Origin of the sequence: Streptomyces sp. NPDC102278, assembly GCF_044766345.1 — a bacterium.
Lineage (GTDB): Bacteria > Actinomycetota > Actinomycetes > Streptomycetales > Streptomycetaceae > Streptomyces.
Window position 1 is genome coordinate 425,948 of sequence record NZ_JBIWLV010000001.1, and the last position, 13,025, is coordinate 438,972.

Genomic DNA, 13,025 nt, shown 5'->3' on the forward strand with positions numbered 1-13,025 from the left:
ACGTTCTCGATTCGGGTCTGTCAGGCCGCCTGACCTGGTGGATCTATTCGGGAGTGGCGTCGAGGGCGTGGCCCACCAGGGCCAGGAGCGACTCGACGACGGTCGCCCGGCGCCGGGCGTCCATGATCACGACGGGTACGTGGGGCGGGACGGTGAGCGCCTCTCGGACGTCCTCCTCCTCGTAGGAGGCGGAGCCCTCGAAGTGGTTGACGGCGACGGCGTACGGCAGGCCGCAGCTCTCGAAGTAGTCGAGGGCGGGGAAGGCGTCGCGCAGCCGGCGGGTGTCGGCCAGCACCAGGCCGCCGATCGCCCCGCGCACCAGGTCGTCCCACATGAACCAGAACCGTTCCTGGCCCGGGGTGCCGTAGACGTACAGGACGAGGTCGTCGTCCAGCGTGACGCGGCCGAAGTCCATCGCGACGGTGGTGGTGTTCTTGTCCGGGGTCGCGGACAGGTCGTCGGTGGGCGCACTGGCCTGCGTCATCACCGCCTCGGTGCGCAGCGGGGTGATCTCGGAGAGGGAGGACACGAACGTGGTCTTCCCGACGCCGAACCCACCCGCGACCAGCACCTTGACCGCGACGGGCGCGCGCGAGCGGTCGTACTGCCAGGGCTGGGCGGGCTCGTCGTCAGGGGGGACGTCGATGTGACGGTCAGAGACGGCGAAGACCACTGAGCACCCTTTCGAGCAGTGCGCGTTCGGGACGGCCGGTGCCGTGTCCCGTGCCGTAGACGCGTATCCGGCCCTGGTCCGCGAGATCGCTGACCAGGACGCGGACCACACCGAGCGGCAGTTTCAGGAGCGCCGCTATCTCGGCGATCGTCCGCATGCGGCGGCACACCTCGACGATGGCGGGCATCTCGGGCATCCGGTCGGGCGTCGCGACCGGACCGCTGTCGAGGGTGGCGACGAAGGTCTCCACCAGCAGGACCTGCGTGAACCGGGTCCGGCCGCCCGTCAGCGAGTACGGGCGGACGCGGGCGGGGCGGCGATCGGCGCCGCGTATCGGCAGCCGGTCGGAGGCCGGACTCCTCACGGGGTTTTCTCCATCGACTGGCGCAGCTCGCTGCGGACTTCGGGGTTCAGTACGTGGCCGGCTCGGCCGACGAACAGGGCCATGTGGTAGGCCACGACGCTCATGTCGCAGTCGGGCGTGGCGTGCACGCCGAGCAGCGAGCCGTCGCTGATGACCATGACGAAGACGGAGCCGTGCTCCATCGCCACCATGGTCTGTTTGACGGAGCCGCACTCCATGAGGGAGGCGGCGCCGGTGGTCAGGCTGCCGAGCCCGGACACGATGGTGGCGAGGTCGGCCGAGGCCCCCCGGGGGCCCTTGGGCCGGTCCTGCGGGGACGGCGCCGGCGGCTCGGAGGAGAGCAGCAGGAGCCCGTCCGAGGAGACGACGGCGACGGAGTTGACGCCGGGCACCTCCTCGACCAGGTCGGTCAGCAGCCATTGCAGGTTGCGGGCCTGGGTGCTCAGTCCGTACGTACTGGGCGCGGTCATGTGCGTGCCTCCTGTGCGGTGTCCCCCTGGTCGGTCTGCCCCCGGTCCTGCCCGCGGTCCTGTGCGAGCTCGGCCTCGACGACGCGTCTGCCGTCCTGGGCCCCCTGGTAGAACCCGCCGAGTCTGCGGCGCAGTTCGTCGGCGTCCACCCGGCGCGGTTCGGGGCGCGCGTCGGCGGGGCGACCTCCGGTGGCCACGTTGCGCGGGGTCCGCTTGGGGAGGCCCTTGTCGGTCACGACGTCTTCGGGGTGGCCGGCCTGGCGCGGGACCCGGTGGTCCTCGGCCTCGGCCCGCCGGTGCGGATCGGACGTCGCGCCGGCCAGGGGCCGCACGGGCGGTTCCGGTTGCGCGTCGGGCCGTATCCGCCGGGGCAGCCCCGGTACGGGACCCGCGTCCCCCGGCGCCTCGGCCGTCGGGGCGGCCACCGTGAAGACCTGCTGGGCCGGGGGCGCCTGCGCGTCGGGGACGACGAAGGCCTCTGCGTCGGCCTCCGCCACCACCCGGGCGAGCAGTTCCTCGTCGGCGGACAGCACGGGTTCCGGACCCGGGCCGGCGTCCGAGACGTCGCCCGGCTCGCTCGCGGCGTTCGTCCCCTCCGGGACGTCGCCCGGGTCGCTCGTCTCGTCCAGGACGTCGCCCGGGTCCGGTGCGGCCGGTGCTTCGGCGAACGACGACCCCTGCGGCTCCGCCGCCGGCACGGTGAACACCTGGTCGGCGGGCGGAAGCACCCCGGAGCGCGCGTCCGCGGCGTCGAACTCGGCCTCGAACTCGGCGTCGAACACCGCCTCGGTCTCGGCCGGCGGCTCGGCCTCCGGGTCCGTGTCCGGGCCCGTCACCGCGTCCGCCGGCGGGTCCGCCGCCGTCCGCGTCCCGCCGACCGGGTCGCCGAACGCGGCGGCCAGGTCGGCGGCGAGCCCCGGATCCCCGACCGGTCCGGCCGCGGCGGCCTCCACCACCGGGTCCGCCGCCGGGGGCCTGCGATGGGACACCAGCGTGTTCTCGTTGGCCTCCGCGATCGCGCCGGGCAGGCGCAGCCCGGACACGCCGCCGGGCGTGGCCAGGGAGTGCACCGGCGAGGAGGGCGGCGTGGTCGGCAGCAGCGTCGCCGGGACGACCACCAGGGCCTCCGTCCCGCCGTGCCGGGGCGCCCGCAGCTCGGCGGTGACGCCGTGCCGGGCGGCGAGCCGCCCGGCCACGTAGAGGCCGAGCCCGAGGCCGTGCTCCGACTCGGGTTCCTCGTCGTACGCCTCGGGGGTGGCCAGTCGGGCGTTGAGGGCCGCCATCCGGTCCTCGGTGACCCCGATGCCCTCGTCGACCACGGACAGCACGACTTCGCCGGTGTCCAGCAGCCGGCCGGACACCTTCACCTTGACGTCCGGCGGCGAGAAGGTCGTCGCGTTCTCCAGCAGTTCCGCGAGCACGTGCGAGATGTCGTCGGCGGCGTGTCCGGCGACCTGCGCGTACGAGGGCAGCGCCGCCAGGTCGACGCGCTCGTACCGCTCGATCTCGCTGACCGCGGCCCGCATGACGTCGACCAGCGGTACCGGCAGGGCCTGTCCGTGGCCGTGTTCCTGGCCGGCGAGGACCAGCAGGTTCTCGTTGTGACGGCGCATCACCGTCGCGAGGTGGTCGAGCTTGAACAGGGTCGCGAGCCGGTCCGGGTCCTGCTCCTTGGACTCCAACTCCTCGATGACCGCCAGTTGGCGTTCCACGAGCCCCAGGGTCCGCAGGGACAGGGACACCGACGTCGTCGACATGACGCGGCGGTGTTCTTCGAGCCCGGCCCGCAGTTGACCGAGTTCGGCGTCCAGGGCCTCGCGGCCGGAGGTCAGGGCCTCGTTGCGGCCGATGAGGCGGCGCCGGTCGGCGTCGAGTCCGGCGATCCGGGTGTGCAGGGAGACCGTCTGGTCCCGCACCGCGTTCAGGTGGCGGACCACCTCGGCGAACTCGTCGTTGCGACCGGTGAAGCGCACCGGCTCGACGGAGCCCTCCGGGGTCGCCAGCCGCTGCGCGCCCCGGCGGAGCACCGAGAGGGGCCGGGTCAGGGAGCGGGCGACGGCCGTCGAGAAGCCGACCACGAACAGGAACAGCACGCCCACGAAGGCGATCAGCAGTTCCAGGCGGGTCACGTCGTCGTCGCGCAGGGTGGCCAGCGCGGTGGCCCGCCGGCTCGCCAGCGTGGATTCCACCGACTGCATCCGGTCGACGCGGGCGGTGAGCGCCGCGCCCACGGCGGCGCGGTCGACCTTGCGGTCGGTCGAGTTGAGGGTCGGGCGGTCGGTGAGCCGCTTGAGGTACTCGTCGGCGGTCTTGACCTCGGGGCCGGTGACGGTGGCGGCGAGCGTCTCCCGTACGTCCGGTCGCGCGGTCCGCGAGAAGTCGTCGAGGGCGGCCTGTTCCCGGACCCGGGACCGCTGTGCGGCGACGGTGAGTTCGTCCACGGGCGCCAGGCTCACGGCCTGTTCGGAGCGCGGGACTGCCAGTGCCGCGAGCAGCAGGCCTCGGGTGGCGCCGGCCTGTTCCACGGCCTGCCCGAGGGGGGCCAGCGGTCGGGTGGTGACCAGGGCGGCCTCCGCGCGGGGCGGGGTCAGTTCGACGAGCCGGTCGCCCGGTGCCATGAGGTCGGCGATGACGCCGGCGTAGGCCTGGTGCGCGGCGAGGGCGCCGCCCTTGCCGTCGAGCGCCTCCGTGCGGACGGCCGCGATCCGGCCGAGGGCGAGGGAGAGGTCCTCGTCCGCCTCCGCGCGGACCTCGTCGAGCTGCCGGTCGGTGCGCGCGGTGCGCTCCTGGACGGCGCTCTTGCCGGAGGCGGGGCGCCCCTTGGCGACGTACTCGATGACGGCGTCGCGTTCGTCGCCGATCAGGTGCGCCAGGGTGAGGGCCGCCCGGGTCTGCTCGGCGAGCGTGACCAGCCGCTGGGAGTCGTTGAGTTCTCTCGTCGCGGAGACGACGGCGGGTGCGCCGGCCACCAGGACGGTGAGGCCGGCGACGGCCACGCCGACCACCAGCCTGCTGCGCACGCGGACGCGACGTCCTGCGATGGCGGGGCCGTCGGCGCTGGCGGTGCCGTTCTTCCGAGACCGCTTCTTCTGCACCGGTGCTCGCAATCCTGTACGTGTGCTCGTGCTCGTCTACTCGTGTGGCCGAGGTAACGGCCGGTCAACAAGTAAACGCTCCCTGCCCCCTCGTACCGCCTCAGACCATTGCAGTGTGTTGGGAAGAGAGCCGTACATCGCCCACCCGGCCACTCGAAGGAGTGAACATCAAGGATCAGTTGGCGACCAACTCGAACGCCGTCCGTCAGGGTCCGGCCGGGGACGGCTGGTTGAAAGATGGCGGGGCGCTTTGGCAAGATGCGCGCCCGCACCGCCGGGGTGGTCCGATATCGCCCGCCATGCCCCTCGGGCCGCCGCGCGGGCGCTCCTCGGGCCGCGGATCGGCGCGCGGCCGCCCGCATCCCCCTGCCGGCGCCCCCGCGGGCAGAATGTCCGTATGCGCATCGACCTGGCGACGGCACCCGGCAGCCCGGAACGCCCCAATGAGGACTGGCTGTCGGCCGCGATGCCCACGTCGGGCGGCGGTGTCGTGGTGGCGCTCGACGGGGTGACGCCACCGCGCGGGGACGACGGGTGCGTGCACGGTGTGCCCTGGTTCGTGGCCCGCCTCGGCGGCCGATTGACCGAACTGTCCGGATCGCGGAGGGACATGCCGCTGGACCGGATCCTGGCGGCGTCCATCGAGAGCACCGCCGAGGCCCACCGGGGCACCTGTGACCTTTCTCACGTACGGACGCCGCAGGCGACGGTGGTCGTGGCGCGCTGGGACGGAACGACCGTGGAACACCTCGTGCTGTCGGACTCCGTCCTGCTGCTCCAGACCCGCGACGGTGAGGTCGGCGCGGTCCTCGACGACCGGCTCGACCGGGTCCCGCCCGAGGCGCTGCGCTCGGTGGCCGCCGCGGACGCGCTGCGCAACGTCGAGGGCGGGTTCTTCACGGCGGCGGCGGATCCGGAGGTGGCGGGCCGTGCGGTCACCGGCCGGACCCCGCGGGCCGAGGTGCGCGCCCTGGCCGCCCTGACGGACGGCGCGAGCCGTTGGACGGACACCTTCGGGGAGGGCGACTGGGCGGCCTGCCTGGGGGTGCTCCGCGAGGAGGGCGCGCGGGCACTGATCGCCCGGGTGCGCGCCCTGGAGTACGACCCCGCCCGCCCGCCGGGGCGCCACAAGCGCCACGACGACGCGTCCGCGGTGTACGCGGAGCTCTGACGAGCCGCCTGTGACGGGGCCCGGTCACGGACGCGGGCCGGACTAATCCGAGTCCGCGCCCTGGTTCAACTGGTTGAGCAGTCGGGCGAGTTCCGCGACCTCACCCCGGTCCCAGTCGGCGAGCTTGCGCATGTACTGCTCGCGCCGCGCCCCCCGCACCCGCAGGAACCGCGCCCGCCCCTCCTCCGTGAGCCCGACCAGGAAGGCCCGGCCGTCGGCCGGGTCCGGCTCCCGGGCCACCAGCCCCAGCACCTCCAGGGCCCGCAGCTGACGGCTCATGGTGGCCTTGCCGACCCCGAAGTACGCGGCCAGTTCCGTGGCCCGCTGTCGACCCGCCGCCTCCAGCCGCACCAGCAGCCCGTACGCGGCCGGCTCCAGCTCCGGGTGGAGTGCGCGGGCCATCTCGCCGGAGGAGGCCCGGGCCCGCCGGAGGAAGACGGACAGCTCCCGCTCCAGGGCAAGGAACTCCTGGTCTTCACTCCCGTGCACGTCCGGCTCCTGTCGATGGTGTTCCCGTCGCGGTGTGTGTCCGCCCGGCCAGTATTTCGCAGCGGGCGCGCCGACGGCCCGGGGCCCCGCCGAAGCGGGATCCCGGGCCGTCCGTGTGCCGGAGTCCGTGTACCGGATCAGGCGGCCACCTCGGCGGCGACCTCCGCTCCGACGAGGGCCAGCTCCAGCACCTGGCGCACATCCGTCACCGGGTGCACCTCCAGCCCCTCCAGCACCTCGGCCGGGACGTCGTCCAGGTCGGCCTCGTTGCGCTTCGGGATGATCACCGTGGTCAGGCCCGCCCGGTGCGCGGCGAGCAGCTTCTGCTTGACCCCGCCGATGGGCAGCACCCGCCCGGTCAGCGAGACCTCACCGGTCATGGCCACGTCGGTGCGTACCTGGCGTCCCGACAGGAGCGAGGCGAGCGCGGTCGTCATGGTGATGCCCGCGCTCGGTCCGTCCTTGGGGACCGCGCCGGCCGGGAAGTGGATGTGCACGCCCCGGTCCTTCAGGTCGGCGACCGGGAGTTCCAGTTCCGCGCCGTGCGAGCGCAGGAAGCTGAGTGCGATCTGCGCGGACTCCTTCATCACGTCACCCAGCTGGCCGGTCAGGGTCAGCCCGGCGGCGCCGGTCTCCGGGTCGGCCAGCGAGGCCTCGACGAAGAGGACGTCGCCGCCGGCGCCGGTCACGGCGAGGCCGGTGGCCACGCCGGGCACCGCGGTCCGCCGCTCGGACGGGTCCTGCGCGGACTCCGGGACGTGGTGCGGGCGCCCGATGAGTGCCCGCAGGTCGTCGGCGCCGACGCGCAGCGGCAGTTCCCGCTCCCCCAGCTCGTGCTGCGAGGCCACCTTGCGCAGCAGCCGCGCGAGGGAGCGCTCCAGGGTCCGCACGCCCGCCTCGCGGGTGTACTCCCCGGCGAGCCTGCGCAGGGCGTCGTCCTCCAGGACCACCTCGTCGGCGCCGAGCCCGGCGCGCTCCAGCTGCCGGGGCAGCAGGTGGTCGCGGGCGATGACCACCTTCTCGTCCTCCGTGTAGCCGTCGAGGCGGACCAGCTCCATGCGGTCGGCGAGGGCTTCCGGGATGGCCTCCAGGACATTGGCGGTGGCCAGGAAGACCACGTCACTGAGGTCCAGTTCGACCTCCAGGTAGTGGTCCCGGAAGGTGTGGTTCTGCGCGGGGTCGAGGACCTCCAGCAGGGCCGCGGCCGGGTCGCCCCGGAAGTCGGACCCCACCTTGTCGATCTCGTCCAGGAGCACGACCGGGTTCATCGAGCCGGCCTCCTTGATGGCCCGCACGATCCGGCCGGGCAGCGCGCCGACGTAGGTCCGCCGGTGGCCGCGGATCTCGGCCTCGTCGCGTACGCCGCCGAGCGCGACGCGCACGAACTTGCGGCCCATCGCGTGGGCGACGCTCTCGCCGAGGCTGGTCTTTCCGACCCCGGGCGGGCCCACGAGGGCCAGCACGGCCCCGCCGCGCCGGCCGCCGATGACGCCCATGCCGCGTTCGGAGCGCCGCTTGCGGACCGCCAGGTACTCGGTGATGCGGTCCTTGACGTCGCTCAGTCCGGCGTGCTCGGCGTCGAGCACCGCCCGGGCGCCGCGGATGTCGTACTCGTCCTCGGTGCGTTCGTTCCAGGGCAGTTCCAGCACGGTGTCGAGCCAGGTGCGGATCCAGGAGCCCTCGGGCGACTGGTCGCTGGAACGCTCCAGCTTCTCCACTTCCTTGAGCGCGGCCTCCCGTACCTTCTCGGGCAGGTCGGCGGCCTCGACGCGGGTGCGGTAGTCGTCGGACTCCTCGCCGTCCTTCTCCCCGTTGATTTCGCGCAGTTCCTTGCGCACGGCCTCCAACTGCCGCCGCAGCAGGAACTCGCGCTGCTGCTTGTCGACGCCGTCCTGTACGTCCTTGGCGATGGACTCGGCGACGTCCTGTTCGGCCAGATGGTCGCTCAGCGCCTTGACGGCGAGCCGGAGCCGGGCGACGGGGTCGGCCGTCTCCAGCAGTTCCACCTTCTGGGCCACGGTCAGGAAGGGCGAGTAGCCGGAGTTGTCGGCGAGCGCCGAGACCCCCTCGATCTGCTGGACCCGGTCCACGACCTGCCAGGCGCCGCGCTTCTTGAGCCAGCTGGTGGCGAGCGCCTTGTACTCCTTGACGAGCTCGGTGACGGCGCCGGGCAGCGGCTCGGGCACCGGCTCCTCGACGGTCTCGCCCTCGACCCAGAGCGCGGCCCCGGGCCCGGTGGTCCCGGCGCCGATGCGGACGCGTTCGCGCCCCCGGATGAGGGCGCCCGGGTCCCCGTCGGAGAGCCGCCCCACCTGCTCGACGGTCCCCAGCACACCGGTGCCCGCGTACTGTCCGTCGATCCGCGGCACGAGCAGCACCCGGGGCTTCCCGCTGCCCGCGGCGGCCTGGGCGGCCTCCACGGCCGCCCGTACGTCGGCGTCGGACAGGTCCAGCGGGACGACCATCCCGGGCAGCACGACCTCGTCGTCGAGCGGCAGTACGGGCAGGGTGAGCGATACGGACGTCGAAGCCATGATCTTCCCTCCGGCAGTGAAGTTGAGCTATGCCGACTCAATGCCGATGAGCCCCCCGATGTTCCCCCACCGCCGTTCGCCGCCGGCGAACACCCCGACGGCGGCCCCGCGCCCGGGTCGACGGCGGCCCGTCAGGCCGCCGAGACGCGGACGTCGCCCGAGGTGGTCTTCACCGAGAGCCGGGCGTCGGCCGCCGCGTCGGTGGGCAGGGCGACCCGGCGGTCGCCCGAGGTGGTGGAGACGTCGACGCGATAGGGCGCGGACGGCACCATCAGGGTGACGTTGCCCGAGCGGGTCTCGGCGGCCACCGAGTTCGGGGACGTCGCGAAGGCCAGGCGGGCGTCGCCGGACGCCGAGCGGACGTCGGCCCCGGGGCCGGCCAGGGCCGAACCGGTGATGTCACCCGAGGAGGTACGGGCCTTCAGCGCGCCCGCGATGCGCTCCACCGACACGTCGCCCGAGGAGGTCTCGACGTCGGCCGCGGCCACCCCGGTCACCGTGACGCTCCCGCTGCCGCTTTCGAGCCTGACCGTCGCGGAGGCCGGCACCTCCAGGCGGTAGTCGACGTAACAACTGCCGGTGCAGCCGGTGTCGAAGGTGAGCAGGCCCCCGGAGACGCGCTGCCCCGGGCGGGGCGCCGTGTCGCCCCGGTAGTGGACGGTGCGGTGGACGGCGACCCCCGGGCCGCTGCCCGGGGTCACCTCGATGGAGCCGTGCCGAGCGCCCGTGATCTCGACGGCCGTCACGGCTTCGGCGACGGTGGCGTCGGCGCGCACGGTCTTCATCGTGTGCGCGGTCAACGAGCAGCCGGTCAGGAGGAGCCCGCCGACGACGGCGCAGGCCGCGACTGCCGTGCGGGCGGGGCGGGATGCCCGGGCGGGTGCGCCGGGGCGGGCGGCGTGTGCGGTGTGGGAAGGCATGACGCCAGTCTGGCGAGGCCCGCTCCGCGCGGCGATGGGGCCGGTACCCGGCGCCCGGTGGGGTTAACCCCCGGTCACCACGGGACGGTTGGAGGGCAGGCCCCACTCGCTCCAGGAGCCGTCGTACACGGCGAGGTCCCGGTATCCGGCGAGTTCGGCGCCCAGCGCGAGCACGCAGGCCGTCACCCCCGACCCGCAGCTGAAGTACAGGCGTTCCCGCTCTCCCGCCAACGCCGCGAACGTCTGCCGGAGTTCCCCGGCGGGACGCATCAACCCGTCCGGACCCTTGAGGTCCCCGAAGGGCAGGTTCAGGGCGCCCGGCATGTGGCCGCCGCGCAGCCCGGGGCGGGGTTCCGGGGCGGTGCCCGCGAACCGCTCCGGGGTGCGGGCGTCCAGCACGGTCGCCGCCGGGTCGGCCAGGGCGTCGGCCACGGCGGCGGAGTCCACCAGCAGTCCGGCGCGCGGTCGGGCGGTGAAGGAACCGCGCGGTCCCTCGTAGTCGGGCGCGAGGTGTTCCACGGGCAGTCCGGCGGCCTCCCACGCGGGCAGTCCGCCGTCCAGGACGGCGGCCCGGTCGAAGCCCATGGCGCGCAGCATCCACCACGCCCGGGCGCTGGAATGCAGCCCGGCGCCGTCGTAGATGACCACCGCGGCCCGGTCGTCGAGGCCGAGGTCCCGCATCGCGCGCTCGAAGGCGGCGGCCGCGGGCATCACGTGCGGGAGTTCCGTCGTGTGGTCGGACAGGTCGCCGTCGAGGTCGAAGGGCCGGGCGCCGGGGATCCGTCGGTCGGCGCCGCGGTGGGGGGCGACGGAGGCGTCGAGGACGACCAGGTCCGGGCCGCCGAGCCGGGCGGCCAGCCAGGGGGCCCCGACCAGGGGGCCCGGGGGGTTCTGGGACACGGTCATGCGGCGCCTCCGGCAGTGGGGGTCGGCGGGCCTCGGCGGTCCGGCCCGCAGCCCATCCAACCATCCGACCCCGCCCGCCACTTGGCCCGCCGCCCCCTCCGCACCCGCCCGCCACTTGGCCCGCCGCCCCCTCCGCACCCGCCTGCCACCTGGCCCGCCGCCCCCTCCGCACCCGCACCTTCCTCCCCGCGCCGGGCACGCGCCCCCGCGCCGGGCACGCGCCCCCGCGCCGGCCGGGCTCAGCCCCGACCGCAGCCCCCGGCCGGGCCCCCGGCCGGGCCCCGGGCCGGGCCCCGGGCCGCGTAGACCACGATCCGCGCGCCCCGCACCTGTGTCACCGAACACGGCACGAACCCGGCGGCCAGGGCCTCCCGCTTCGCGACCTCCGCCGGGTACGGGTCCAGCGGTTGCCCCTCCGGGTCCAGCAGGGCCACCACCCGGGGGGCCGCGGCCAACCGCGCCCGGATCCGCGCCGGGTCGGCCTCCGTGCCCCACAGGCTCCGCGAGGCGGTCGGGGAGCGGTCCAGGGCGAGGTCGTGCAGGGGCGCGTACACGGCGGGCGAGGACAGCAGCCACTCGCGGCGCCGGGACGGCATGAACAGCACGGCGTCCCCGGGCCGCGCCCGCTCCCGGACGGCGGCGGCCACCGCGAGGACGTCGTCCTTGCGGCTCTCCGGGGTCCGCAGCCACACCGACCACCAGCCCAGCGGGGCGAGCAGCGCGGCGACCAGCACCCACGGCCAGACCCCGCGCGCGGCGGCGAGCCGGGCCCCGGCGAGCAGGGCGAGCCCGGTCAGCGCGTAGAGGACGTACCGGTCGACGTACCAGGGGTGCGCGAGCGAGACGAGCAGCAGCAGCCCGGGCGGCAGCAGCGCGAGCGGTACGGCGACCCGGACGAGTTCCCGGGGCGCCGACGGGCCCCGGGCGAGCAGCGCCACCGCGAGCACGAGCGCCCCGTACGCGGCCCAGTCCTGCCAGCTCGGCCGCCCGAGCCAGCCCAGCTGCCGCTCGGCCTGCCCCGCGCTGACCCGGGCCAGCGGCAGCAGCGCGGCCACGACCGCGGCGGCGCTCCACCGCCACCCGCGCGAGCGCCAGGCGACGATGCCGTGGGCGAGCAGGGCCAGTACGGCGAACTCGTGCAGCCAGCAGCCGAGCAGCAGCACCAGCGTGTACGCCGCCCACCGCTCGCGGAGCATCAGGTGGGTGGCCCACACCACGGCGCAGGCCACGAACGCGTACGAGCGCCCCTCCTGCGCGTACATCTGCACGGGCGGCAGGACGGCGTAGGCGACGCCGGCGCACAGCGCGGCCCGCTCCCCCGCCAACCGGCGCGCCACCGCGGCCACGCCCGCGGCGGCCAGGGCGGTGGCGGCCACGGACGGCAGCCGCAGCGCCCACAGGCCGCCGTCCCACAGGGCGAACACGCCGTGCAGGAGCAGGTAGTGCAGCCCGTGCACGGCGTCGACCTGCCCGAGCAGCTCCCACAGGTCGCCCAGGGGGCGGTGCGCCACCTGGACGGTGACGGATTCGTCGCGCCACATGCTGCCGCCGGCCGGGCCGCGTTCCAGGCCCCAGAGCCCCAGGGCGAGGGCGACGAGCGGCGGCGCCACGCGCCGCAGGGCCGTGCGGCCGGCGTCGCGACTGAGATCGCGACTGAGATCGCGGCCGAGGTCGGGGCTGATGTCGCGGCTGATGTCGGCCTCCGGGTGCTTCCGCGTGACGGGTGCGGACTCCATACTCGGGGTCCGGGTCGGCCGAATTCCCGCGGGGGTGTGGCGTGCGCGCAGGGCGAGCGGGACGGGCGACGGCGGTACTGGGCGCGCTCCTGGGCGCGTTGTTGCTCGGCGGGTGCGACGCCGACGGAGAGCCGGCCGCCCCGCGCACGGAGTCGACCGCGACGGCCGACGGGCCGTCACCCGCGACCCCGACCGCCCCGACCGCCGGCACCCCGGGCGCACCCGCCACCGGGGGCCCGACCCCTCCGGACCCCGGGCCCACCGGCACCGCCCCGCCCCCTTCGCCGCGCGCGACCTCCCCGGCCGCGACCCTGGTCCGGGTCACCCGCAGCGGCGGGTTCGCCGGGCGCACCGGCACGCTCGTGGTCGGGGACGACGGCTCCTGGACCCGGCTGGACGGGCGGGCGAAGGAGGTCGGCCGGGGCCGGCTGACGGCCCCTCAACTCGCCGCGCTGCGCGCGGCCCTGCGGGAGGCGGACTTCGCGCGGCTGCCGCGGGCGTCGAAGAGCGGGACCGTGTTCGACGGGTTCACCTACGCCTTCGCGCACGGGGGCTTCGAGGTGGCCACGGGGGACGGTTCGGTGCCGATGGCCCTGACGCGGGTGCTGGACGCGCTGCCCCCGTTCGAGGACTGAGGGACCGGACGCGGGCGCGCGCCGGAACGCGG

General features: G+C 75.1%; 11 protein-coding genes. 2 read left to right on the top strand and 9 right to left on the bottom strand.

The window, feature by feature from the left end; genetic code table 11:
* Window positions 1-43 precede the first annotated feature (43 nt).
* Genes ACIRO3_RS01915 through ACIRO3_RS01930 form a run of 4 tightly spaced genes read right to left on the bottom strand, consistent with a single transcriptional unit; the run spans window position 44 to window position 4,527 of the window.
* Window positions 44-673, bottom strand: a complete 630-nt coding sequence (locus ACIRO3_RS01915; protein WP_404131570.1) for a GTP-binding protein — start codon at window positions 671-673, stop codon at window positions 44-46.
* Window positions 654-1,037, bottom strand: coding sequence for a DUF742 domain-containing protein (locus ACIRO3_RS01920; RefSeq protein ID WP_361771155.1), 384 nt, complete (start codon window positions 1,035-1,037; stop codon window positions 654-656). Before ACIRO3_RS01920 ends, ACIRO3_RS01915 begins: the two co-directional genes overlap by 20 nt.
* Entirely contained in the window at window positions 1,034-1,507 is a 474-nt protein-coding gene (locus ACIRO3_RS01925; RefSeq protein WP_404131572.1) for a roadblock/LC7 domain-containing protein, read from the bottom strand. Before ACIRO3_RS01925 ends, ACIRO3_RS01920 begins: the two co-directional genes overlap by 4 nt.
* Entirely contained in the window at window positions 1,504-4,527 is a 3,024-nt protein-coding gene (locus tag ACIRO3_RS01930) for a nitrate- and nitrite sensing domain-containing protein (RefSeq protein WP_404131574.1), read from the bottom strand. The genes ACIRO3_RS01925 and ACIRO3_RS01930 overlap by 4 nt, the downstream gene beginning before the upstream one ends.
* A 472-nt stretch (window positions 4,528-4,999) precedes the next feature.
* On the opposite strand from ACIRO3_RS01930, the gene ACIRO3_RS01935 reads away from it, so the two are divergent.
* Window positions 5,000-5,773 (top strand): protein phosphatase 2C domain-containing protein, encoded by a 774-nt coding sequence (locus ACIRO3_RS01935; protein WP_365999265.1) that lies wholly within the window; start codon window positions 5,000-5,002, stop codon window positions 5,771-5,773.
* Between the two features lie 42 nt (window positions 5,774-5,815).
* Here the strand turns inward: ACIRO3_RS01935 and ACIRO3_RS01940 are convergent, their stop codons facing one another.
* The 5 genes from ACIRO3_RS01940 to ACIRO3_RS01960 all read right to left on the bottom strand — a co-directional run bounded on the left by ACIRO3_RS01940 (window position 5,816) and on the right by ACIRO3_RS01960 (window position 12,358).
* On the bottom strand, window positions 5,816-6,262 hold the full coding sequence (locus tag ACIRO3_RS01940; RefSeq protein ID WP_361771147.1) for a MarR family transcriptional regulator: 447 nt from the start codon (window positions 6,260-6,262) through the stop codon (window positions 5,816-5,818).
* Window positions 6,263-6,399: 137 nt separating this feature from the next.
* Window positions 6,400-8,796, bottom strand: a complete 2,397-nt coding sequence (lon, locus tag ACIRO3_RS01945; RefSeq protein ID WP_404131577.1) for an endopeptidase La — start codon at window positions 8,794-8,796, stop codon at window positions 6,400-6,402.
* Between the two features lie 131 nt (window positions 8,797-8,927).
* Window positions 8,928-9,716: a DUF4097 family beta strand repeat-containing protein gene (locus ACIRO3_RS01950; protein ID WP_404131579.1), complete on the bottom strand. Its 789-nt coding sequence runs from the start codon at window positions 9,714-9,716 to the stop codon at window positions 8,928-8,930.
* A 63-nt stretch (window positions 9,717-9,779) separates the two neighbouring features.
* Window positions 9,780-10,622 carry a sulfurtransferase gene (locus ACIRO3_RS01955; protein WP_404131581.1) on the bottom strand — a complete coding sequence of 281 codons (843 nt, stop codon included), beginning with the start codon at window positions 10,620-10,622 and terminating at the stop codon, window positions 9,780-9,782.
* A gap of 239 nt (window positions 10,623-10,861) precedes the next feature.
* Window positions 10,862-12,358 carry a hypothetical protein gene (locus tag ACIRO3_RS01960; protein WP_404131583.1) on the bottom strand — a complete coding sequence of 499 codons (1,497 nt, stop codon included), beginning with the start codon at window positions 12,356-12,358 and terminating at the stop codon, window positions 10,862-10,864.
* A 41-nt stretch (window positions 12,359-12,399) separates the two neighbouring features.
* Here ACIRO3_RS01960 and ACIRO3_RS01965 point away from each other — a divergent pair, with 41 nt between their 5' ends.
* A complete protein-coding gene (locus ACIRO3_RS01965) occupies window positions 12,400-12,993 on the top strand; it encodes a hypothetical protein (RefSeq protein WP_404131584.1) in 594 nt (197 codons plus the stop codon).
* The last annotated feature ends 32 nt before the right edge of the window (window positions 12,994-13,025 follow it).

Excerpts from the sequence above, each read along its gene's own strand:
- ACIRO3_RS01960 (WP_404131583.1), bottom strand. The coding sequence starts at position 12,358 with ATGGAGTCCGCACCCGTCACGCGGAAGCACCCGGAGGCCGACATCAGC.
- ACIRO3_RS01925 (WP_404131572.1), bottom strand. The coding sequence starts at position 1,507 with ATGACCGCGCCCAGTACGTACGGACTGAGCACCCAGGCCCGCAACCTG.
- ACIRO3_RS01935 (WP_365999265.1), top strand. The coding sequence starts at position 5,000 with ATGCGCATCGACCTGGCGACGGCACCCGGCAGCCCGGAACGCCCCAAT.
- ACIRO3_RS01955 (WP_404131581.1), bottom strand. The coding sequence starts at position 10,622 with ATGACCGTGTCCCAGAACCCCCCGGGCCCCCTGGTCGGGGCCCCCTGG.
- ACIRO3_RS01950 (WP_404131579.1), bottom strand. The coding sequence starts at position 9,716 with ATGCCTTCCCACACCGCACACGCCGCCCGCCCCGGCGCACCCGCCCGG.
- lon (WP_404131577.1), bottom strand. The coding sequence starts at position 8,796 with ATGGCTTCGACGTCCGTATCGCTCACCCTGCCCGTACTGCCGCTCGAC.